Genomic DNA, 23,647 nt, shown 5'->3' on the forward strand with positions numbered 1-23,647 from the left:
TCGCTTTTCTTTCGCAGCCGGGTTGGCGTTGCCAACTCGCTGACCATCCGGCGTCATCCGCCGTGCTGGTGAGGGCGCATTATAGGGAGGCGCGCCGGGATGGCAAGGCTTTTTCAAAAGTTTTTTAAAATCAAACCCTATCGTTTAAAAAACAGCCTTTTCACTGTTGCGCCAACCAAAGGCGGATCGACAGTATGATCCACCTCCGACGGCTTTGCCTCCCTGAGGCGTCAGATCAGAGCTCATGCCACCTGACGTAACTTATGCTGCTTACGCTCACGCCGCCGCTCCCCGAGGGCCAACAGACAGGGGGTCAGCACCAGCGTCAGCAAGGTGGCAAAGGCCAACCCACCGGCAACCGTAGTCGCAAGCTGGCTCCAGAAGGCAGTGGAAGGCCCCCCCAACTCTATCTTGGGCGTCAGAAAGTCGAGGTTAATCTTGAGCACCATAGGCAGCAGGCCGAGGATGGTGGTCACCGTCGTCAGCAGCACGGGGCGCAGACGCTGGGCTCCGGTACGCAGTATCGCCTCTTGCAGGGTAACCCCCTCTCTGCGCAGCTGATTGAAGGTATCGATCAACACTATGTTGTTGTTAACGACGATGCCCGCCAGGGCGATCACCCCGATCCCCGACATGACGATGCCGAAGGGCTGTCTTGCCAGCATCAGTCCCAACAGCACTCCCACCGTACTGAACAGGACGGCGGTAAGGATCAACAATGCCTGATAGAAGGAGTTGAACTGGGTCACCAGAATGATGGCTATCAGGAAGAGCGCCACCATAAAGGCCTTGCCCAGAAAGGCTGATGACTCATCCTGCTCTTCATTTTGTCCCTTGGCTTGCACGCTCACACGAGGATCCAGCGCCATCCCCTCCAGGCCCTTCATCACTCGGGGCAACTCGAGGCTGAGTAGCTTGCCCTCGGCCATGTCCGCCTGCAGTGTGATGACCTGGCGGCCATCGACCTTGCGGATCACATCGGTCTTGGGCCTGGGTTGCAGACTGGCCAGGTTGGTGATGGGGACCTGTCCCTGGGCCGTCTTGAGGCGCAGCTCGGAGAGCCTGTCTATGGTGCGATACTCACTCGGGAAACGGACCCGGATATCGAGCTCATCGTCCACATCGTCGGCCCGGTATTCGCCGAGCTTGAGGCCCGAGGTGACAAACTGGACAGTCGACCCCACCAGGGTGGCATCGGCACCAAAGCGCGCCGCGTCTCCCCTGTCTATCTTGAGCTGCCATTCGATGCCGGGCCGGCTGCCATTATCCTGCACGTTGACGAAGGCCCCATCCTGCTCGAGCGCCTGACGCAGTTGCCTGGCAGTTTGGGCGAGCAACTCGGGATAACGGGAGCTCACCTCCAGCTTGAGGTCCCGTCCACTGGGAGGGCCGTTCTGATCCTCGCGCACATCGATCTCGACGCCGGCATAGCCGCTCAATCGCTCGCGCACCTCGGCCAGGATCGCCTTGGCAGGACGACGCTCACTCCAGTCGTGAAAATTGAGACGAAAACTCCCGATGCGATCTTCGCCACCGGTCAGGGTATAGAGTGTCTTGATATCGCGAACAGGCAGCAGCGCCTGCTCCAGCTCCCGCATCAGGGCATCTTTCTCCCGGGTAGCGAGATCCCCGTGGGAACGCACAATCAGGTTGGCGCCATCGGGTTCACCACTTGGGAAGAACTCACTGCCCAGGTTGGAGTTGGCAAAACCCACGATCACCAGTACCGCAAACAGCAGCGCGCCGACCAATATCTTCACCGGCCGCTCAATGGCCCAGGCCAGCACACGCACATAACGCCCACTCCACCCCGACAGGGTCAGGATATCCCCCTGCTCCGACTGCATCAGTTGACCGCGCTCACGCTCGGAGACGGGACGCGATTTACCGATCAATCCTCCCAGCACGGGGACGAAGCAAAGCGCCATCACCAGGGAGGCAGCCAGCGTGGCGATGAGGGTAATGGGGAGATACTTCATAAACTCCCCCATGATCCCGGGCCAGAAGATGAGCGGCGCAAAGGCAGCCAGGGTCGTCGCCGTCGAGGCGATGATGGGCCAGGCCATGCGTCGGCCGGCCTCACCATAGGCCTCGCGACGGTTGGCCCCCTCCGACATGGCCCTATCCGCATACTCGGTGACGACGATGGCTGAATCAACCAGCATGCCCACCGCCATGATAAGCGCAAAGAGCACCACTATGTTGATGGTGTAACCGCATACCGCCAGCACCAGAATACCGGTAAGGAAGGAGCCCGGAATTGAGATAGCCACCAGGCTCGCACTGCGCAGCCCCAGGGTAGCCACGATGACGATCACCACCAGCAGCACCGCCGACAGCACATTGTTTTGCAGATCGCCGAGCATCTGCACCACCCCTTCCGAGGCGTCCCAGGTGTAGACAGGTTGAACATTGCCGGGCCAGATGGCCTGCTCACGAGCCACCAGCTCGCGAACCTTGCGCACCGTGTCGATCACGTTCTCTCCGGGGCGCTTCTTGATATCCAGCGAGATGGAGGGGTGACCATTGATGCGGGCTACCGTCAGGGGGTCACTATAGGCACGCCTTATCTCGGCCACGTCCTGGAAGGTAATGACTCTATTGCCCTCAACCTTGATGGGCATGGTCATCACATCCTGGATGCTCTCGAAGACAGAGGGCACCTTGACGGCGAAACGCCCCAGACCAGTGTCCAGTGTCCCCGCCGCGACCAGGCGATTGTTGCGCGACAGCAGGTTGTAGATGTCGTTCTGATCCAGGTTGTAACTCTGCAGGCGCAACGGGTCGACCAGCACCTCGACGATATCGGTACGATCGCCCCCAATCTCCACCTCGAGCACCTCGCGCAGCCCCTCGATCTTCTCCTTGAGCTCACGGGCCAGGGTGATCAAAGCACGCTCGGGCGCATTGCCGGTGAGGTTGAGGGTCAGGACCGGATTCTCGTCGGCCATGGTCACTTCACGCACCACCGGCTCTTCGGTCCCCTGGGGTAACTTGGCCTTGGCCAGACTCACTCGATCACGAACATCGTTGAGCGCCTCGGCCGGATCACGCCCCGCCTCAAACTCGAGCAGCACGGAGCCATGTCCTTCACTCGCGGTGGCGCTCATCTCCTTGATCCCGTCCAGACCGCGCAGTTCGGTCTCCATGGGGCGGATCAGCATCCGCTCGGCATCTTCCGGCGAGATACCATCGTGGACGATAGAGACATAGATGAAGGGAATGGTGACGTCCGGATCGGCCTCCTTGGGGATATCCCGATAGGTGAGAAACCCGGCTACCAGCAACAGCACCAGGATGGAGATCATGGTGCGGGCACGGTGCATGGCTCCGTCGATCAAGGCATTCATGAGCGCGTCTCCCCGCTGGCAGCTTCCCGCACCACCTCGACCCGGTCACCGGCCGAGACGAAGCCCTGCCCCACGGTGATCACATCCAGTTGTGGCCCAACGTCGCCAAGCCAGCTTCCCTCCGGGCCGGTTCGAACCAGTCTGGCCGGGGTAAACTTCACCTTGTCCCCCTCTACCGACTTGATGCCGAGGCGCCCCGCCTCATCGAGGGCCAGCAGAGCCGGGCTCAGGGGAATGGCCAGCTGCTTGCCAAGGGGGATCTGCAGCTCGGCGCTGGTACCGGCAGGCAGACGACTGCCGGGATTGGCCATGGTCACCTCGACGGCGAAGGTATTGGTAGCCGGATCCGACACCCTGGAGAGGTAGCGAATTACACCGTCGGCATCCTGCTTGCCACTCAGACGGATATGAGCCTCTCCCCCCTGATTCAGCAAGCCGATATCCAGCTCGGTTACATCGGCCCGGATCAGCAGGGGATCGTTATCGGCGACCTCCAGCAGGGGATCGCCCACTCCCACATACTGCCCCACCTCAACACTACGGCTATTGAGAATGCCGGCAAAAGGAGCCCGCACCGTGGTGTTGGCAAGCTCGAGGCGCAGCCGCTCGACATCGGCGCGCGCCTCGGCCAGTGCGGCCTCCTTCTCGATCAGCTGCACCCGCCCCTGAAATCCCTGATGGGCCAACTTGCGTGCTCCCTGGACCTCGAGCTCGCGCAAGGCGAGCTGAGCCTCGGCGCGTTTAAGCTGGACCGGTCTGTGGTCGGCGGCAATACGCAGCAGGGGTTGGCCGGCGTCCACCCAGCTCCCTTTCTCCACCAGCACCGCCTCGATGCGCCCCGAGACCTCTGCCGCGAGGCGGGAGACGCGCTCCGGCTCGGTGCGTCCGTAGAGGGTGAGGGTGTGTTCTATGGGTTCGGCCACCATGGTCCTGACCCGCACCTTGGGCAGGGGAGCCGCTATCTCTTTGGCGGTCGGTGGCGTCTGCTCACCCACCCCCACAATCTCGCCCCGGGTAAACCAGAGGATCACGGCTGCGGCCATGCCAGCAGCCAGCCAGGCGGGATGAGCCGCCAGTTTCGCTTTCCATTTGTTATTCATACTCTCTTCCTGACGTATGCCTGATTGGGGTCCTGCCGCTCTCCTTGTGCCGGTGAGTCAGCCTGTCTCCTTGACCTGGACCGGGTATCAAGAGACGTGCCAAGCATGGCACGCCTTTAAATTCAATAAGTTAAAAAATAATCGTCCGTTCTCCGCGGTCAAACTGACCACAGATTGGTTAACTTAGCCAAATAGCGAGAAGATAAGAAGAGACAGAATGGGGGGAAAACAAAAGGCCCCGCAGGGCCTTTGTCAGATAGAGAAGCTGGAGCCGCAGCCACAGGTGGTCGTGGCGTTGGGGTTGGTCACGGTAAAGCGTGACCCCTCCAGCCCTTCGGTGTAGTCAACGCTACCACCGACCAGATACTGCAGGCTCATGGGGTCAATAACCATGATGACGCCATTCTTCTCGACCACGGTATCCCCTTCGTTGATCTTCTCATCGAAGGTGAAGCCGTATTGGAAACCGGAGCAGCCACCACCCGTGATATAGACCCGCAGCTTCAGCTCCGGATTCTCCTCCTCGGTGATGAGGGATTTCACCTTGTTTGCCGCAGCATCCGTCATCTGGATGGGCAAGGGTGTCTCCAATTCAACGCTCATGTCTGACCTCTTAACGTATGGACGGCGGGATTATCCAATACCCGACCGCGGGGTTCAAGTATTCAACCCGCAGGGGCAACCTGGGGCACGGCCAGCGGCTTGAGTACCTCGCCCCAGCCGACCACCATGCGCTGGGCTGGCTGCCTTCCCTGCTTGGGAATGGTGAGGATCACCTTGTCTGGCACAAATCCCTCGGGCAGTTGCCAATCCCCCTCGAGTAGCTGGAAATAACGCAGGGCATAACTGGCCGACCCGGCCTTCATCCCCAGGGCCGTGCCGTTGAGAGACTTGGGCTTGCCCTCCAGGCTCCCCTCGACACGAATCACCACCTGCCCTCTGAACAGCTCCCGCTGCTTGGCGGCCTGGATCAGAGCCAGACGATAGTGAAAGCGACCGGGTACGCTCGTGGTTTCGACACTCAAATTGTCGATAGAGACCCCGGTCTGCTCGCTGCCGGGGCGCATGATACGCTCGAAGAAGGCCAGCTGGCGCTTCTGCTCCTGGATCTGCGCCTCCTGCCCCTTGAGCGTCTGCTGTAACTGCTCGAAGGCGGTCTGCTGTGTCGTAAGCCGGGTATTTTTGACCTCCAACTCCTGCTTGAGCCGGGTCAGCCCCTCGCTCTGCAGGGTGAGGGTCTTCTGCTGCACCTCAATAAGACTGGCACTCCCCAGCTCCTGCCAGTGGCCCGCCAGATAACCGATCGCCAGCCCGGGCAGCAGGCCGAGCCCCCATAACCACTTACCACTCAACTTGGTCATGTTACCTCTCGGATACCAACACATCTCCCCAGAGTGTGCCAGTGCCCACACCATTTAACCAGTTTTGCACTGGGCTTCGCGCTCGCGGGCCAGCCGCAGGGTCCGCTCCAGGATCTGGCTATAGATGGGACGTCCCCCCAACCACTGGGCCATCAGGGTGGCCCCCATGGTGGTGATCATCATGGGCAAGATCAGTTGATAGTTGTCGGTCATTTCTGTCACCAGCACTATGCCGGTGATGGGCGCACGTACGGTAGCGGCAAACAGGGCCCCCATGCCGGCGATGGCGAAGGCTCCGGGCTCGATGCCAAGTTCAGGGAAGGCGGCATGAAACAGATAGCCGAAGGTGACTCCAAACAGGGTCCCCAGGGCCAGGGTAGGCGCAAACACCCCCCCCGGTGCACCGGAGCAGAAACAGATGAGGGTGGCGATGAGACGAGCGACAAAAATAAGGAAGAGGGTCGCCATGGCATAGTCACCGCGCACCAGGTGGGGGATCAACTCGATACCACCACCGCTGATGGGGGGCGCATAGAGGGAGAGCACCCCGAAGAGGCCCGCCACCAGCATGCCGATCCCCACGAAGCGCCAGCGGCGGTTACGGTGCAGGGCCAGATAGCCGTCCTGACAGGCGAGTACCAGCTTGTTGAAGACAAATCCGAGCACTCCGAACGCCAGCCCCATGCAGAGGAAGAGCCAGAGCGCCTGCAACTGGGGAGCCTGGTAGTGAGGTAGGGTGATGGCGGGATGCTGGCCCCGGATGGCCTGCAACACCAATGTGCCCATGATGGCCGATAGCCCCACCGCCTTGATGGCCAGGAAGGAGTAGCGAAACTGGGGACGCATCTCCTCCATCACGAAGAGGATGCCGGCAAGAGGCGCATTGAACGCCGCCGCCAGACCACCGGCCGCACCGGCGGCCAGCAGGGCGTGACCATGCTCCTTGGGCAGGCGGAAGAGGTCGGCCACCATCTGACCCAGATTGCCCCCGATCTGCACCGAGGGTCCCTCACGGCCGAGCACCATGCCCGATCCCAGGGTGCACAGCCCCCCGAAGAACTTCACCGGCAACACCCGCCACCAGCGCACCGGTCGCAGCTCCTCCATGGCCCCCTCGATCTCGGGGATGCCCGACCCTCCCGCCTCGGGGGCAAAGGCGTGGGTCAGCCAGTAACCCACCAAACCGAGCAGGGCGCTGACCAGAAAGGCGAGGAAGATGGCCTGCCACCAGGGGTGCTCACCGAGCCAGCCGAGGCGCCCCTCGATGAGGCGGTTGACGGAGAGTTCAAAGAGCGCGCAGACGGCGCCCGCCAGGGAGCCCACCAGGGCTGCCAGCAGCAATACCCACAGGGGCATTCTCTTTTCGATCAAACGACGCAATACGAGGCGACGAGGAGAGAGGGAAGCAACATCTTGCATGGAAAAACCTGTTCTCGTTCAGTCTGGGGGTGACTCTGCCAAGGCACCCGCTTTCTGGTATAGTCAGGCCGTTTCAATGGCGAGGGCGCAGGAGCAGAGCGCAGCATCATACACCTGCATGCCTGCGCTGCCGACCCCAAAGCGGCCACGGCGCCCTCCCCTCCCCCTACAATTCCAGTTAAGGATGATCCATGTCAAAGTCAGATCAGCTGTTTGAGCAGGCCCGTCACAGCATTCCCGGTGGCGTCAACTCGCCGGTGCGCGCCTTTAACGGTGTGGGTGGCACCCCGGTCTTCATCGACCACGCCGACGGCGCCTATCTCTACGACGTGGATGGCAAGGCCTATGTGGACTACATCGGCTCCTGGGGCCCCATGCTGCTCGGCCACAACCACCCGGCCATCAAGGGGGCCGTCATCGCCGCCGTCGAGAAGGGTCTGAGCTACGGCGCCCCGACCGAGATCGAGGTACGCATGGCCGAGCGCGTGCGCGCTATCGTCCCCTCCATGGAGCAGGTGCGCATGGTCAACTCCGGCACAGAGGCGACCATGAGCGCCATCCGGCTGGCCCGCGGCTACACCGGCCGCGACAAGCTCCTCAAGTTTGAAGGGTGCTACCATGGTCATGCCGACTCCCTGCTGGTCAAGGCCGGCTCAGGTGCCCTCACCCTGGGCCAACCCAATAGTCCGGGCGTCCCGGCCGACTTTGCCAAACACACCCTGACCTGTACCTATAACGATCTCGCCTCGGTCGAGGAAGCCTTTGCCCAGTATGGCCAGGAGATCGCCTGCATCATCGTCGAGCCGGTGGCCGGCAACATGAACTGCATCCCGCCGGTACCGGGCTTCCTCGAGGGGCTGCGTGCCCTCTGTGACCAGTACGGCAGCGTGCTGATCCTCGACGAGGTGATGACCGGCTTTCGGGTCTCCAAACAGGGAGCCCAAGGCTACTACGGCATCACGCCGGATCTCACCACCCTGGGCAAGATCATCGGTGCTGGCATGCCGGTGGGCGCCTTCGGTGGCAAGCGCGAAATCATGCAGCACATAGCGCCGACCGGCCCCGTCTACCAGGCCGGTACCCTGTCGGGCAACCCCATCGCCATGGCGGCAGGTCTGGCCATGATGGATCTGCTCGAGCAACCGGATCTCTACGAGGCGCTCAATGAGAAGACAGCCCGCATCGCCGAGGGGCTCAAGGCCGCCGCCGCCAAACACGGCATCCCGCTGGCCATCAATCAGGTGGGTGGCATGTTCGGTTTCTTCTTCACCGACGAGCCAACCATCACCCGCTTTGATCAAGTCACCCGTTGTGACATGGAGAAGTTCAAGCGCTTCTACCATCTGATGCTGGAAGAGGGCGTCTATCTGGCCCCCAGCGCCTACGAGGCCGGCTTCCTCTCCATGGCCCACGGCGATAACGAGATCGAGCACACCCTGGCGGCGGCCGATCGCTGCTTTGCCAAACTGGTCGCCTGATCACCGCACTCGCGAGGGGGCCCAGGCCCCCTCAGTCCGCTTTACTCTACCTTTCCTCTCCCCTGGTCAATTTCGCCAAAACCCACCCATTAACACCGCAGCAACAAAAATAAAAAACTGCGATTTCATTTGTTAATGAATGAAAACACCAAAAATAAGCCTTTCCCGTTCGAAACCACAAATAATTATTCACTTTACAGGCCAATAAAGGCTTGTCTGGGTGCTTTTTTGGGGTATTCTTTCGCCCGCTTGGCGTTATGCAGCATGTGTATGCAAATGCGGGCAGATGACAACATAACAATTGATGAAGAAGGCAACCGTTCCATGCTGGAGAAAACCCTGGCCGCGCCCCGGCTCAACACCCGGCGCAATCTGCTCGTCTTTTTGATCCCGTCACTCATCGGGATCCTGCTCTTCATGACCCCGGTCCAACACCAGGGGGATATCACCATACCGGTTGCCGTACTGGCCAAAACGGTACAGACGGTATTGGCCGACCATCTGGTCGCCATGGTGAGCGGCATCATCACCACCACTATGGTACTGACCCTGATCGCCTGGCTGTTCAAGCCCGCCATCCTGGTCAGACGCCCGTTCCTGAACAGCCTGTTCAACGTCTCCCCCTTCTGGGCCCTGGTCCGGATCCTGGGCGGCGTCTTCGTACTGCTTACCTTCTTCGGCATCGGCCCCGAGGCCCTGCGCAGTGACGCTACCGGTGGCCTGGTACTGCACGACCTGCTGCCGGTGCTTTTCTCTGTCTTCATCTTCGCCGGCCTGCTGCTGCCCCTGCTGCTGGATTTTGGTCTGCTGGAGTTTGTCGGCACCATGATGACCCGCATCATGCGCCCGGTATTCCGCCTGCCCGGCCGCTCGGCGGTCGACTGCTTCGCCTCCTGGCTCGGTGACGGCAGCGTCGGTATCCTGCTCACCAGCAAACAGTACGAAGGCAAGTTCTACACCCAGCGCGAAGCGGCCGTTATCGGCACCACCTTCTCTGCCGTCTCCATCACCTTCTGCCTGGTGGTTATCTCCCAGGTCAAGCTGGCTCACCTGTTTGTCCCCTTCTACCTGACCGTCTGCCTGGCCGGCGTGGTCGCCGCCATCATAGTGCCGCGCCTGCCCCCCCTGTGCTGGAAGAAGGATGTCTATAGCGACGGAACCCCCCTGTGCCGCAAGCATGAGGCGGTGCCCCACGAGCATGGCATCCTGAGCTATGGCTTCGAACGCGCCCTGAAAAAGGCCGAGAGTGTCACCGACTTCGGCGCCGTGGCCCGCGAGGGGCTCAAAAACGCCCTGGATATGGTGTTTGGCGTGCTGCCCGTGGTGATGGCCATCGGTACCTGTGCCCTGATGCTGGCCGAGCACACCCCATTGTTCACCTGGCTGGGAGCCCCCTTCGTGCCCCTGCTCGAGCTGCTGCGACTGCCCGAGGCTGAAGCCGCCTCCCGCACCATCATGGTGGGCTTCGCCGACATGTTTATCCCGGCCATCCTCGCCTCTTCCATCGAGAGCGAGATGACCCGCTTCGTCATCGCGGCCCTGTCGGTGACCCAGCTCATCTATATGTCGGAAGTGGGCGCCCTGCTGCTTGGCAGCAAGATCCCGGTCAAGCTGTGGGAGTTGTTCCTCATCTTCCTGATGCGCACCCTGATCACCCTGCCGGTGATCGCCGCTGTGGCACACCTTATCTTCTGATGACTCCCGTCATCGAAGACCACAAGAGGCCGCATCATGCGGCCTCTTTCACATCAGACATGCTTGTCCATCCAGCCAAAGAGGAGAGGCGCCACGACGGGAATGGCCACCGCCAGGTTGTCGGCGCGCTCCCGCTGCGCCGCCTCGGGAGCCGAGCTCTGCACCCCCACCACCTGCCAGCCCCCCGCACTCTGTAACAAGAGAGGAGAGCCGCTGTCGCCGGCCAGGGTATCGCAGCGATGCTCCAGCATGCCGCGTTTATCGAGACGCTCGACCCGGCACCGACGGTGAGCCAGCAGGGTGTCCGGATGATCGACCGGATAGCCCGCCTGGGCGACCGGCTCGCGGGCGAGGCGCTCGGCCAGTGCCGTGGACGAGCCTTGCCAAAGCGTCAAGGCAGGCAGATCGGCGGCCTCGGGCAGGTGCACCAGGGCCACGTCGAGAGGGCCGGCGGCCGGGGTGATGGCAAATCCCTCACCGTCCGGTTGCAATCCCCGGCCCAGCGCTCGCGACAGATAGACACGGTCGGGGTGATAGGAGCGGGGGCTGCCGGCCAGGGTGACCCGCAAGGCCGGGTCGAGGTGAAGAGAGGGAGTCAGAAAACAGTGGCCTGCGCTCAACACCCAGTGGGGGGCGATCAGGGCGCCGCTGCAGAGGTTGTCACCGACCGTCTCGATACGAGCCAGGCTCTGCCAGGGAGCGACATGGGTCGGCACCACCTGGCGATCGTCGTGGCCAAACAGCAGTTGGCGCTGCTCGTCGGCATGAGCGGGGGCGTTCAGCAGCAAGAAGATCAGGCAAAAAAGTGGTCGCAGCATGGAGGACTCCAACGATAAAGGGGGCCGCAGCCCCCGATTCATACCTTGCTCATCACCCCTTGTTGATCGGCTGAGTGGTTGCCTTCTTGTGCTTCTTGTGCACTTTCTTGGCCGCCTGGGTCTTTTGCACGGCGGGCTTGGTCACCGCCTTGTTCACCGGCTTCTTGTGCACTTTCTTGGCCGCCTGGGTCTTTTGCACGGCAGGCTTGGTCGCCACCTTGTTCACCGGCTTCTTGTGCACTTTCTTGGCCGCCTGGGTCTTTTGCACGGCGGGCTTGGTCGCCGCCTTGTTCACCGGCTTTTTGTGTACGATCTGCTGGCTAGTGGTGGCCTTGGCCGGTGTATTCGCCGTCATCGGGGCGGCCATGGCGGTGACAGAAGAGAGGCCAAACAGGCCGGCAAGGATCAAGGGGAGCATCTTTTTCATGGCAAATCTCCTGGTGAGTCAGATGAGGAGGGGCGAGTCGCCGCGTCCTTGATGATGATGCTATGCCTGACCAGGCCCCCCTTCAGTGGTGCTTTGGTGACCGTCTGTAACCGAATGTACAAAGAAAAACGGGAGCCTGGGCTCCCGTCTCGATGGCATCACGCCGGCTTGCGGCGGATCACCCCCTCTTGTACGGTGCTCGCCACCAGCACCCCATCGCGGGTGAAGAACTGGCCGCGCACCAGGCCGCGCCCACCCGAGGCACTCGGGCTGTCGACCACGTAGAGCAGCCAGTCGTCGAGGCGAAAATCCCGGTGGAACCACATGGAGTGATCGATGGTGGCCACCTGCATATCCGGCTCCCAGTAGGAGACCCCGTGGGGCTGGAGGGCGGTGAACAGGAAGTGGAAATCCGAGGCGTAGGCGAGCAGATACTTGTGCACCCGGGGGTCGTCAGGCATCTGACCGTTAGCCTTGAACCAGACGTGACGCAGGGGCTCGTGCACGTCGGGGCGGATCGGGTCGACCAGGGTGACCGGGCGGATCTCGATGGGCTTCTCGCACATGATCTTGGCGCGCAGATCCGGCGGGATCTGTTGCTCGTAGGGGCGCACCAGCTCCAGCTCGCTCTTGAGCTGCTCGGGCGGCGTGATCCCCTGGGGCATAGCCGCCTGATGCTCGAAGCCGTCTGCCTCCACCTGGAACGAGGCATTGAGGTAGAAGATGGGCTTGCCGTACTGGATCGCCTTGACCCGACGGGTCGAGACGCTCTGGCCATCTCGGATGTTCTCCACGTCATAGACGATGGGGTGGTTCACATCCCCCGGGCGCAGGAAGTAGGAGTGGAAGCTGTGCACCTGGCGATCGGCCGCCACCGTCTGCTTGGCCGCCGACAGGGCTTGCCCCATCACCTGACCACCAAACACGGCGCGCAGACCCAGATCCTCGCTCTGGCCGCGAAACAGTCCCTCTTCGATTTTCTCCAGTGCCAGCAGCGCCAGCAGTTCGTCTAATACCTTGCTCATTGCGTTCTCCCCGTTGAGACCGGAGGAATATATCAATCGAAACTATGAGCCACAATTCTTCCAATTGAGTCCATCAATGACAACGATTGAGCCAAAAACAGGAGGGAGGCCGCCGGCCTCCCTCCTCACACTCAACCCCGCTCGGGCACTGCATCGCCCAGATCGGGCTGATTAAACTCCGCTTCCGCCTCGTGGAAGCGCTCCAACATGGCTCTGGAGGGCGCCTCGCCGAGCAGACTGCCCAGCACGATAGCAAGGCTGGCGAAGGCAAAGCCCGGGATGATCTCATACAGGCCCAGCCAACCGAACTGCTTCCAGACGATGACGGTGATCGCACCGACCAGCATGCCGGCCAGGGCGCCGTTGCGGGTCATGCGCGGCCACAGCACGGAGAGCAGCACGACCGGCCCGAAGGCGGCTCCGAAGCCTGCCCAGGCATAGCTCACCAGCCCCAACACCCGGTTCTCCGGGTTCATGGCGACCGCGATGGCCACCAGGGCGATGGCCAACACCATCAGGCGGCCCACCCACACCAGCTCGCGCTGGGAGGCGTTCTTGCGCAAAAACGGCTTGTAGAGGTCTTCGGTGATGGCGCTCGAGCAGACCAGCAGTTGGCAGCTGAGGGTACTCATCACCGCCGCCAGGATGGCGGAGAGCAGCACGCCGGCGATCCAGGGGTTAAAGAGCAGCTTGGAGAGCTCGATAAAGACCCGCTCCGGGTTGGCACTCACGCTGGCCGCCAGATCCGGGAAAGCGGCGAAGTAGGCCAGGCCGAAGAAACCGATGGCCACGGCACCGGCGAGGCAGAGCACCATCCAGGTCATGCTGATGCGGCGGGCGCTGACCATGGAGTGGTGAGAGTCTGCCGCCATGAAGCGCGCCAGGATATGAGGCTGACCGAAGTAGCCCAAGCCCCAGGCCATCAGGGAGACGATGGCGATGATGTCGAGGTTTTTGAACATGTCGAGGTTGCTGGCGCTCTTGGCGGCGACCTCGATCATGGCGCTGTCGATACCACCGACCGCGATGATGACAAACACAGGGGTGAGGATCAGGGCGAAGATCATCAGGGTCGCCTGCACCGTATCGGTCCAGCTCACCGCGAGGAAGCCACCGAAGAAGGTGTAGGTGATGGTGGCGGCGGCACCGATCCAGAGGGCGGTGTTGTAATCCATGCCGAAGGTGCTCTCGAACAATCGGGCACCGGCCACCACGCCGGAGGCGCAGTAGATAGTAAAGAAGAGCAGGATCACCAGGGCCGAGAGGATGCGCAGCACCTTGCTGTGATCCTCGAAGCGATAGGTGAAGTAGTCCGGCAGGGTCAGGGCGTTACGGTTCTTCTCGGTGTGCACCCGCAGGCGGCCGGCCACCCAACGCCAGTTGAGGTAGGCGCCGATGACCAGACCGATGGCGATCCAGCTCTCGGAGATACCGCTGATGAAGACGGCGCCCGGCAGGCCCATCAGCAGCCAGCCGCTCATGTCGGAGGCACCGGCGGAGAGGGCGGTCACCCAGCTCCCCATCCGGCGGCCGCCGAGGATGTAGTCGTCGAAGTTGCGGGTGGCGCGATAGGCGATAAAGCCGATCAGCACCATCCCGAGGATATACACCAGGAAGGTGATTAACATGGGTGTGCTAGCTGTCATTCCATACTCCATTGTGTGGCGCCTCCTCTGCGGGGGGCTTGTCCTTGAAAAAACCGGCCTAGCTTAATCAGAGGATTTGTTGACCACAACTGTTTTTAACGGATATGAAACACAACAAAAACGTTTTCTTATCACCAAACCTGCCAGGAGAGCACGATATGACAACAGCTCGTGCTGTTGTTACTCGTCCGGCTCGCTGAGCCAGATGCGCCGCAGGGAGCAAAATCCGCTGGGATCTATGATGGCGCCGCGCACCTCCCTGTCCAGATGCAGCTCCTCGGTGATGCCAAACAGATGGAGCAGGGACTTCTCCCCGTGCCAACGCCGCTCCACCTCCTGCATCCGGGCCAGGATCTCCCCCTCGTCCAGGGTCTGACCGAATGCCTCGAGCAACCGCTCGTGCTCTTCGTCGAGCCACCTCTCATCGTGGGCAAACTGCATACAGACCGCGCTGGTCAGCCACTCGTAGTAGCCATAGAGAGGAGGGGGGTCGAGCAACTCGCTCACCAGCATGAGATCGGCACAGCAACGCACCTGATCGAGCTCGTTGTAGTTCTCGATGGGGCAATCCACCAGCGTCAGCCCGGTCTCCTTGATGCGTTCGCGGATCCAGCCCGCAATGTGCGCCAACCTCGGATAGTGCCAATGGGGCTCGGCCACGACCAGGGTGCCCGAGAGTCGGGGACAGACACAGGGCTGATTTCCCTCAACCGGCAGTGGGGCCCGGGCATAGGCCGAATCGACCACCGGCTCGATCCCGTACTCCCAACGCACCTGTTGCAGATAGTCATAGAGGCGCCCCAGATCGGTGGCACTGATCCGGGCGCCCGGACGAACGCGAAAGCCCAGGCTGAAGAAACCGTCGAGGCGATTGGTCACCCGACTGGCATCGGGGCTGGCCAGAGCCTCGGTGGCGGTGAAGCTCATGCGACTTCCACTACTCGGCAGGTCGGGCATGGCGTACCAGAGCTCAACCCGCTCCACCAGGGGTTTCTCCCGATAGTAGTCGGCGAAACGCTCCAGAATCATGTGGCTCTTGTCGCTCTGCTGGATCCGGAAAGGGCCGGTACCGAAGCGCGCCAGGGCGCCGCTGGCAAGGGGGATCCCCTGTTCAGCCATGATGGCCCCGTGAATGCCGCAGAAGGTGTAGATGAGCAACGGGTTGTGTTGGCGCAGACGCACCTCGATCCAGTGTTCACCGACGGCAGACACAGAGACCACCTGCCGATAGATGCGCTGCAACGGTCCCGGGGTAGTCAGCATGCGGGTCAGGGAGGCGCAGGCCGCCGCCACCGTCATAGGTTCACCATGGTGGAAGCGCACATCCGGACGCAGACGAAAACGCAGGGCCGGCACACCAGGGTCTACCTCCCAGTAGTGGGCCAGGGCCGGCATGATGCAGCCGGCGGCCAGGTTATAGTCGAGCAGGGTGTCGTAGACGTTCTCTGTGATATAGAGCTCGTTGCGCAGATAGGTATCGACGGGATCTATGGTGCTCGGCTCGGGGAAGTCGCTGATAAGCAGTCCGCCCAGCGAGCGCACCGTTTGCTGCTGGCGTTCGAAGAAGTGGCTGATCTGCCGGCTGACCCGCTCCGGCTGTGTCGTCTCGGCCGCCAGCCTGGCGGCCTGCTGCAGATCCCCGGTAGACAGCAGCCTGGCCACCCACTCATCGAGGGCCGCATCCCCCCCCAGCAGCACCCTGAGTTCGGACTGACGCCCGCGCCCCACGGCGCCGGTCCAGCGGATCCACCCCTGCTCCTGAAGACTGGCGAGAATATTGCTGACATTGCGGCGCGAGCAGCAGAGCAGCGACTCCAACTGCTCCAGCCCGACCGCCTGATCCTCTCCGACGCCGAATGCCTGCTCCAACTGACGCAGACGGCGCAGCAACATCCTGCTCATCCCCCCTCCCTATCATCGATAAAATATGGAAAAAAAGCGCCCTACTGTTCTTCGTGTTTTTAAGGGCAACGACTTCCTATAATGGCCGCCGCTGATTCAATTCAGCTGCTACGGAACCGGCAGAGCGGCATACATAGAATTCACAGAAACACCGCTTTCTGACCCAAAATAATGAAGCAGTTCAGGCTGTCCTCCGCCTGCCGGTATCCACCCTCTCTCCTGAAAAGGATACGTCCTTTCCCCGGTTTACCGCGTCACCCTGGTCGCACCGCATCCTCACAGCTCGAAAATGCCACGCCGGCGATCTGTCTGCCAGGCGCTCACGCCTCTGAATGCAGCAAGACGACACACTCGAGAACACGACGTGACGGGGATAGAGTCTCAAACGAAAGGGGCGGATGATATCAAAAAACGGGGCGGGAAAAGATGGTAAACGTCCAAAAAGCAACAAGGCAGGCGCCGGGATGCCTGCCTTGCTGCCACTCTGTGAGATGGTGCTCCCTGTGCCAGTCGCCTCCACCCGGATAAGGGTATCAGACCACTGTGGTGCGCCGGCGCCCGGTAGGGACCTTTGCCAGAGCGCCCGGATGAGTGCGCCCTTGACCACCAGAAGTTGAATACAGGTTACCGGCATCGGCGGGGAGAGTGGTTGCGAAGTTGCATCAAATTCCGATTGTTTTAGCAATCATCACCCCTTAATCTTGTTGTTGTGAGTCAATCATTGCACATGATGGAAAAAAGATGCTGAAACTGGATCGTATTGACCGCCATATTCTCGAATTGATGCAGGAGCATGGCCGGATCAGCAACCTGGAGCTGGCCGAAATGGTGGGACTCTCCCCCTCCCCCTGCTCACGACGGGTCAAGGCACTGGAGGACGCGGGGCTGATCGATGCCCATGTCACCCTGCTCAACGCCCGCACCCTGGGGCTCACCCTGACCGCCTACATCCATATCTCCATGGATCGCCACACCCCCGAGCGTTTCGCCGAGTTTGATCGGGCCATCAGCGAACTGCCCGAAGTGCTCGAGTGCGATCTCATCACGGGAAACGACGCCGACTATCAACTCAAGGTGGTGGTGCAGGACATGGAGCATTACCAGCACTTCCTGCTCGACAAGTTGACCCATATTCCCGGTGTGACCGGGGTACGCTCGAGCTTCGTGCTGCGGCGTATCAAGCACAAGACGGCCCTGCCCTTGACCCACCTGGGATAAACCCAATAGAAAGAGGGAGGCTTGGCCTCCCTCTTCTGTTTTGCTTGCGAGTCAGAAACGGCGAACGAAGTGGGCCGGATCCAGTTCGCGCAGCTTGCGCACCTCGGTCATCGGGGTGCCGAGATAGAGAAATCCCACCAGCTGATCATCCTCGCCCAACCCCAACCCCTTGGCGACGATGTCGTCGAAGATAAACCAGCCCGAGCGCCAGATACCGTTAAAGCCCTGAGCCTGAGCCGCCATCTGCATCGCCATCACGGCGCAGCCGGCGGAGAGCTCCTGCTCCAAGCGCGGCACCTTGGGGTGATCGTGAAAGCGGGTGGCCACGGCGATGATGAGGGGGGCACGCAGGGGTGCGTCGAGACAACGCTCGATGGCCTCCTCCGGCTCGCCCCGCTCGGCGGCGGCGGCGGCCAACAGATCGCCGAAACGCTCACGCCCCTCCCCCTCAATCAGAATAAATTGCCAGGGGGTAAGGGTGCCGTGATCCGGGGCGCGCAGCCCCGCCTTGAGGATCTTCTCCAGCGCCTCACCGGCCGGAGCCGGCTCGCTCAGACGAGCGCAGGAGTGACGATTGAGCAGCAGGTCCAGTGCGTCCATCGAAATACCTTAACAAACAACGGTGAAGGCCTTCACCTTAGCACAGGCCCGGATGAAGAAAACCCTGCCTTGGCAGGGTTTTACTTCCATCAGATGAGGGCCGCCAGCTCGGCCCCCTGGCGGATGGCCCGTTTGGCATCGAGCTCGGCCGCGACGTCGGCCCCGCCAATGATATGCACCGGCTTGCCGGCGGCCCGCAGATCCGCCTCCAGCTCGCGCAGGGGCTCCTGGCCCGCACAGACGATGACGTGATCCACCGGCAGGCATTGGGCGACGCCGCCCACCTCGATATGGAGCCCTTGGTCATCGATGCGCCGGTACTGCACCCCGGCCAGCATCTCGACCCGGCGGCTCTTGAGCACGGCGCGGTGGATCCAGCCCGTGGTCTTGCCGAGTCCGTCTCCCACCTTGCTCTCCTTGCGCTGGAGCAGCCATACCTGGCGCTCGGGAGGGGCGACCACGGGTTGGGTCAGGCCGCCGCGCTGCTCGAAGCGGATATCTATGCCCCACTCCTTGAGCCACTGGGCCTTGCTGCGCTCACCATGGGACTCTACCAGGTACTCGGCCACATCGAAGCCGATCCCGCCAGCCCCGATCACCGCCACCCTCTGTCCCACCGGCTTGTGATCCCGCAGCACCTCGAGGTAGCTCAGCACCTTGGGATGATCGATCCCCGGAATGGCCGGGGTACGCGGACGAATGCCGGTAGCCAGGATAATCTCGTCAAAGCCGCCGCCGAGCAGACTCTCGGCGCTCTGGCGCTGACCCAGATAGAGCTCGACACCACAGCGCTCGAGGCGCTTGGCGAAATAACGCAGGGTTTCGTGAAACTCCTCCTTGCCCGGGATCTGCTTGGCGAAGTTGAACTGACCCCCAATCTCGCTCGCCTGATCGAACAGGCTCACCCTGTGGCCTCGCTCGGCGGCGTAGCAGGCAAAGGCCAGCCCGGCCGGGCCGGCACCGACCACCGCCAGCTTCTTGGGCTGGGGAGTGCGGCCAAAGTTCAGCTCGGTCTCGAAGCAGGCCCTGGGGTTGACCAGACAGGAGGCCCGTTTCTGCTTGAAGACATGATCGAGACAGGCCTGGTTACAGGCGATGCAGGTATTGATCTCGTCACCGCGCGCCTCGGAGGCCTTGAGCACAAACTCGGGGTCAGCCAGCAAGGGGCGCGCCATGGAGACCATGTCCGCCTCCCCGCCGATGAGGATCTGCTCCGCCACCTCGGGAGTGTTGATACGGTTGGTGGTGATAAGCGGCACCTGAAGGTGTTTCTTGAGCTCGGCCGTTACCCAGGTAAAAGCCCCGCGCGGCACGCTGGTGGCGATGGTGGGGATGCGCGCCTCGTGCCAGCCGATGCCGGTGTTGATGAGGGTGACCCCCGCGGCTTCGAGCCCCTTACCCAGGGCGATCACCTCCTCCAGGGAGGAGCCCTGCTCCACCAGATCCAGCATGGAGAGACGGAAGATGATGATGAAGTCCTTGCCGACCCGCTCACGAATGGCGCGTACTATCTCGACCGGGAAGCGCAGCCGGTTCTCCAGGCTCCCGCCCCAACGATCGCGGCGATGATTGGTACGCTCGCAGATGAACTGGTTGATGAGATAGCCCTCGGAGCCCATCACCTCGACCCCGTCATAGCCAGCGCGGCGAGCCAGCTCCGAGGTCCGGGCGAAATCGCGAATGGTGGCCAGGATCTGGCGCTCACTCATGGCCCTGGGCTTGAACGGCGAGATGGGGGCCTTGATGGCGGAGGGAGCCAGGCTGAAGGGATGATAGGCGTAGCGGCCCGCGTGGAGGATCTGCAGCGCTATCTTGCCCCCCTCGGCGTGCACCGCCTCGGTCACCTTGCGGTGCTTGGCCACCTGCCAGGGGAAGCTGAGCTGTGAGCCATGGGGGACCAGGCGCCCCCTCAGGTTGGGGGCGATGCCACCGGTCACGATGAGGGCCACGCCACCGCGGGCGCGCTCGGCATAGAAGGCGGCCAGCTTGTCAAAGCCCCCCTTCTCCTCTTCCAGACCCGTGTGCATGGATCCCATCAACACCCGGTTACGCAGTTGGGTGAACCCCAGATCGAGGGGGGTCAAGAGTGCGGGATAGCGGCTCACAGTGCCTCCAGTTAATAACTTGTTATTGAATTGCAGCTAGAGTAAAGAATCAAATTTGCTTTTTCAAACAATTGTTTGGACATTTTTTCGGCGAACGATCGTCCACCGAACCACCCACTGACTGGCGGTTGTGGCTCGGCCGACCCTGGTCAATAATGGCCTCTCTCTACTCCATAACAGGGTGATAACCTCAGATGTCGATCCTCAAAGGGCTGGGATGGTTGTTTCGCGGGCTGTGGCGCCTGCTCAACTTTACCCGCCACCTGTTTCTCAACCTGATTTTCCTGCTGCTGGTGCTGGTCGTGGTCCTGGCCATTGGCACCCAGGAGAAGCCCGAGCCCCCCGTCGAGGGCGCCCTGACTCTGGATCTCTCCGGCGCACTGGTCGAGCAGCGCAGCCTGTCGGATGCGTCGGGCCTGCTGATGCGTCAACTGGGCTCCGGTGAAGAGCAGCCCGCAGAGATAGTGCTGTCGGATCTGTTGTGGGCCATCGACAGGGCCAAAGAGGACGATCGCATCAAGGCCCTGGTACTCAAGACCCAGGGGCTGGAGCAGGGGAGCCTCTCCAAGCTGCAGGAGGTGGCCGGCGCCATCGACCGCTTCAAGGAGAGCGGCAAGCCGGTCTACGCCATGGCCGACTTCTATACCCAGGGCCAATACCTGCTGGCGGCCCACGCCGATCACGTCATGCTCAACCAGAGCGGCGCCGTGCTGCTCGAAGGCTTCGGCGTCTACCAGCTCTACTTCAAGTCGGCGTTGGAGAAGTTCAACATCACGCCCCACGTCTTCAAGGTGGGCACCTACAAATCCTTCGTCGAGCCCTATACCCGGGATGGCATGTCTCCCGAGAGCCGCGAGGCCAACCAGCGCTGGCTCGGCCAGTTGTGGAGTGGCTATGTGAACGATGTGGCACATCAGCGCGAGGTAGAGGCCGACGCCATCTCACCGAGCAAGGAGCAGATGCTGGCACGGCTGAAGCAGGCTGGCGGCAACGCCGCCCTCTACGCCCAGGAGCAGGGTCTGGTAGATGAGCTCGCCACCCGCGACGAGATGGCCCAGGCCATCATCAAGGAGGTGGGGGCCGGTGAGGAGCCGGGGAGCTGGAAGGGGGTTGGCCTGAAAGAGTATCTGGCGACTCTGGGCCCGCGCTATCCCCAGAGTGGCAAGGACGAGGTGGGTCTTATCATCGCCAGTGGCGCCATCATGGACGGTCAACAGCCGGCCGGTACCATTGGGGGCGATACCCTCTCCGATCTGCTGGCCCAGGCTCGCCGGGACGACAAGGTCAAGGCGCTGGTGCTGCGGGTCGACAGCCCGGGAGGCAGCGCCTTCGCCGCCGAGCAGATCCGTGCCGAACTGCTGGCCCTCAAGCAGGCCGGCAAGCCTGTGGTCATCTCCATGGGCAGCTACGCCGCCTCGGGGGGCTACTGGATCTCGGCCGACGCCGACAAGATCTTCGCCTCCCCCTCGACCCTGACCGGCTCCATCGGCGTGTTTGGCCTGTTCGCCACCGCCGAGAAAGCCCTGGCCCAGTTTGGTATCAGCAGCGATGGCCTGGGCACCACCGATTTTGTCGGCCTGAGTCCGGCGCGCGCCCTGCCCGAACACGTCTCCCAGGCTATCCAGCTCAACGTGGAGAACACCTATCAGCGCTTCGTCGAGCTGGTGGCCAAGGGGCGTGGCCTCTCGGCCGAAGAGGCCGAGAAGGCGGCTGAGGGCCGGGTCTGGACCGGCACCGATGCCAAGGCGCTGGGTCTGGTCGACGAGTTTGGCAACCAGGAGGATGCCCTCAAGGCGGCCGCCGAGCTGGCCAACCTCAAGGAGTGGCAGGTGACCCCCATAGCACCGGAAGAGTCGGCACGGGATCGCTTCCTGCGCCAGCTGCTCGAGAGCGGTGCCCAGGCCCTGACCCCCGGCATCAAGGGTGTACTGCCCGAGAGCCTGGTGATGCCGCTTCAGGCGGTGGGCAAGGCCGCCGAGCCCCTCACCCGCTTCAACGATCCCCAGGGCACCTACGCCTGGTGTCCGGTCTGCACCCTGTGACCCCCATCCCCGCTTCGGCGGGGATGTTCTTTTATGGGCCACCTCGCCCATGCGCGCCGACAACAAAAAAGGCTCCCGAGGGAGCCAAGATAGGTGTTAACCGGTCAGCCGGCAGGGGAGCCCTGCCAGCCCATCAAAGGAAAGGGAGTGCCAAGAACAGCTTGATGATCATGGCGTTGATAATGTCGATGAAGAAGGCGCCGACCATGGGTACCACCAGGAAGGCCAGGTGGGAGGGACCAAAACGCATGGTCACCGCCTGCATATTGGCGATGGCGGTGGGGGTCGCCCCCAGGCCAAAACCACAGTGGCCGGCGGCCAGCACGGCGGCATCGTAGTTGCTTCCCATCACCCGGAAGGTGACGAAGACGGCATAGAGGGCCATCCCCAGCGTCTGGGCCGCCAGCAGCACGAAGATGGGCAGGGCCAGGCTCGCCAGATCCCACAGGCGCAGGCTCATCAGGGCCATGGCCAGGAACAGGGAGAGGCTGACGTTGCCAAGCAGTGAAACTTCGCGATCGCTCACCTCGTGCCAGTTGAGCAGGGTCAGGCCGTTACGCAGCACCACACCGACAAACAGCACGCAGACGAAGACCGGCAGCTCCAGCATGCTCCCCTTGAGCAGGGAGGCGAGCAGCTCCCCCCCCTTGAGGCTGATGGCGAGCAGGGCCAGGGTCTCTATCACGCTGAAGGTCGTGATCTGGCGCTCCAGATCCGGCATCTCGAAGGCCTGGGGCACATCGTCTTGGTTGTGCTCCTCACCGGGCACCTGCACCTTCTTGACCAGATGGCGTGCCACCGGGCCACCGATAAGGCCACCCAGTACCAGACCGAAGGTGGCACAGGCGATGGCGAGCTCGGAGGCCGACTGCACCCCGTACTTCTCGCTGAAGATACCGCCCCAGGCGGCGCCGGTACCGTGGCCGCCGGAGAGGGTGATAGAGCCGGCAAGCAGTCCCATGTGGGGATCGAGCCCCAGCAGCGCGGCCAGGCCCACCCCGAGTGTGTTCTGCACCACCAGCAGGCCCGCCACCACGATGAGAAAGACGGTCACGGCCCGGCCACCACGGCGCAGGCTGGCGAGATCCGCCGACAGACCGATGGAGGCGAAGAAGCCGAGCATCAGGGGCGTCTGCAGTTGGGTATCGAACTTGAGTTCGATATTGCCGAAGGTGCGCAGCAGCAAGAGCAGCAGGGCGACCACCAGGCCACCGGCCACCGGCTTGGGAATGTTAAAGGTTCGCAACCATTCGATGCGCGTGATCAGTAGTCGACCGAACAGCAGCACCAGGGTTGCCGCCACCAAAGTAGCGTAAGCATCGAGTTGTATCATGTGTTCTCCCATGTCAAATGGCCTGGCTCCCCGAGGGGGGAACGACGCAGGATTAGCCGGGATGAAGACCTTGTCAGGTCGGAATGGTCCGCAGGAAGGACCGCCCCTTATCGGGACTCGCAGCAGTC

At 62.2% G+C, this 23,647-nt stretch carries 17 protein-coding genes; 4 read left to right on the plus strand and 13 right to left on the minus strand.

Annotated elements, in window-relative coordinates:
* Positions 1–242 precede the first annotated feature (242 nt).
* From AB5Y48_RS00160 to clcA, 5 genes are all read right to left on the minus strand, one after another.
* On the minus strand, positions 243–3,350 hold the full coding sequence (locus AB5Y48_RS00160; RefSeq protein WP_050667197.1) for an efflux RND transporter permease subunit: 3,108 nt from the start codon (positions 3,348–3,350) through the stop codon (positions 243–245).
* Positions 3,347–4,450 carry an efflux RND transporter periplasmic adaptor subunit gene (locus tag AB5Y48_RS00165; protein ID WP_136614076.1) on the minus strand — a complete coding sequence of 368 codons (1,104 nt, stop codon included), beginning with the start codon at positions 4,448–4,450 and terminating at the stop codon, positions 3,347–3,349. The genes AB5Y48_RS00160 and AB5Y48_RS00165 overlap by 4 nt, the downstream gene beginning before the upstream one ends.
* 252 nt (positions 4,451–4,702) lie before the next feature.
* Entirely contained in the window at positions 4,703–5,053 is a 351-nt protein-coding gene (gene erpA, locus AB5Y48_RS00170) for an iron-sulfur cluster insertion protein ErpA (protein WP_050667199.1), read from the minus strand.
* Positions 5,054–5,115: 62 nt separating this feature from the next.
* Positions 5,116–5,811, minus strand: coding sequence for a DUF6776 family protein (locus tag AB5Y48_RS00175; protein ID WP_050667200.1), 696 nt, complete (start codon positions 5,809–5,811; stop codon positions 5,116–5,118).
* 54 nt (positions 5,812–5,865) lie between these two features.
* Complete coding sequence (gene clcA / locus AB5Y48_RS00180; protein ID WP_368163377.1) at positions 5,866–7,230, minus strand: H(+)/Cl(-) exchange transporter ClcA; 1,365 nt, start codon at positions 7,228–7,230, stop codon at positions 5,866–5,868.
* 191 nt (positions 7,231–7,421) lie between these two features.
* Here clcA and hemL point away from each other — a divergent pair, with 191 nt between their 5' ends.
* Together hemL and AB5Y48_RS00190 are read left to right on the plus strand one after the other, a co-directional pair.
* Positions 7,422–8,708: a glutamate-1-semialdehyde 2,1-aminomutase gene (gene hemL, locus AB5Y48_RS00185; protein WP_368163378.1), complete on the plus strand. Its 1,287-nt coding sequence runs from the start codon at positions 7,422–7,424 to the stop codon at positions 8,706–8,708.
* A 324-nt stretch (positions 8,709–9,032) separates the two neighbouring features.
* Positions 9,033–10,403, plus strand: a complete 1,371-nt coding sequence (locus AB5Y48_RS00190; RefSeq protein WP_050667203.1) for a YjiH family protein — start codon at positions 9,033–9,035, stop codon at positions 10,401–10,403.
* A gap of 53 nt (positions 10,404–10,456) precedes the next feature.
* On the opposite strand, the gene AB5Y48_RS00195 is transcribed toward AB5Y48_RS00190, so the two are convergent.
* The 5 genes from AB5Y48_RS00195 to AB5Y48_RS00215 form a co-directional block, all read right to left on the minus strand.
* Entirely contained in the window at positions 10,457–11,221 is a 765-nt protein-coding gene (locus AB5Y48_RS00195) for a serine protease (RefSeq protein WP_368163379.1), read from the minus strand.
* Positions 11,222–11,273: 52 nt separating this feature from the next.
* Entirely contained in the window at positions 11,274–11,648 is a 375-nt protein-coding gene (asr, locus tag AB5Y48_RS00200) for an acid resistance repetitive basic protein Asr (protein ID WP_224162920.1), read from the minus strand.
* Positions 11,649–11,806: 158 nt separating this feature from the next.
* Positions 11,807–12,673 (minus strand): acyl-CoA thioesterase II, encoded by an 867-nt coding sequence (tesB, locus tag AB5Y48_RS00205; protein ID WP_050667206.1) that lies wholly within the window; start codon positions 12,671–12,673, stop codon positions 11,807–11,809.
* Positions 12,674–12,804: 131 nt separating this feature from the next.
* The gene (gene putP, locus AB5Y48_RS00210) at positions 12,805–14,319 is read right to left on the minus strand and encodes a sodium/proline symporter PutP (protein WP_368163380.1); all 1,515 of its coding nucleotides are present in this window, start codon (positions 14,317–14,319) and stop codon (positions 12,805–12,807) included.
* 180 nt (positions 14,320–14,499) lie between these two features.
* Entirely contained in the window at positions 14,500–16,221 is a 1,722-nt protein-coding gene (locus AB5Y48_RS00215; RefSeq protein ID WP_368163381.1) for an ABC transporter substrate-binding protein, read from the minus strand.
* A gap of 741 nt (positions 16,222–16,962) precedes the next feature.
* On the opposite strand from AB5Y48_RS00215, the gene AB5Y48_RS00220 reads away from it, so the two are divergent.
* Complete coding sequence (locus AB5Y48_RS00220; protein WP_050667209.1) at positions 16,963–17,439, plus strand: Lrp/AsnC family transcriptional regulator; 477 nt, start codon at positions 16,963–16,965, stop codon at positions 17,437–17,439.
* A 51-nt stretch (positions 17,440–17,490) separates the two neighbouring features.
* On the opposite strand, the gene AB5Y48_RS00225 is transcribed toward AB5Y48_RS00220, so the two are convergent.
* Together AB5Y48_RS00225 and AB5Y48_RS00230 are read right to left on the minus strand one after the other, a co-directional pair.
* Entirely contained in the window at positions 17,491–18,039 is a 549-nt protein-coding gene (locus AB5Y48_RS00225) for an NAD(P)H nitroreductase (RefSeq protein WP_050667210.1), read from the minus strand.
* An 89-nt stretch (positions 18,040–18,128) separates the two neighbouring features.
* A complete protein-coding gene (locus AB5Y48_RS00230) occupies positions 18,129–20,144 on the minus strand; it encodes an FAD-dependent oxidoreductase (RefSeq protein ID WP_368163384.1) in 2,016 nt (671 codons plus the stop codon).
* Between the two features lie 194 nt (positions 20,145–20,338).
* Between AB5Y48_RS00230 and sppA the strand changes: the two genes are divergently transcribed.
* Positions 20,339–22,186 (plus strand): signal peptide peptidase SppA, encoded by a 1,848-nt coding sequence (gene sppA, locus AB5Y48_RS00235; protein WP_050667212.1) that lies wholly within the window; start codon positions 20,339–20,341, stop codon positions 22,184–22,186.
* A 133-nt stretch (positions 22,187–22,319) separates the two neighbouring features.
* Here sppA and gltS read toward each other — a convergent pair whose 3' ends face one another.
* Positions 22,320–23,519: a sodium/glutamate symporter gene (gltS, locus tag AB5Y48_RS00240; RefSeq protein WP_050667213.1), complete on the minus strand. Its 1,200-nt coding sequence runs from the start codon at positions 23,517–23,519 to the stop codon at positions 22,320–22,322.
* Positions 23,520–23,647 lie beyond the last annotated feature (128 nt).

Origin of the sequence: Aeromonas sp. R6-2 (genome assembly GCF_040908155.1) — a bacterium.
Lineage (GTDB): Bacteria > Pseudomonadota > Gammaproteobacteria > Enterobacterales > Aeromonadaceae > Aeromonas > Aeromonas schubertii.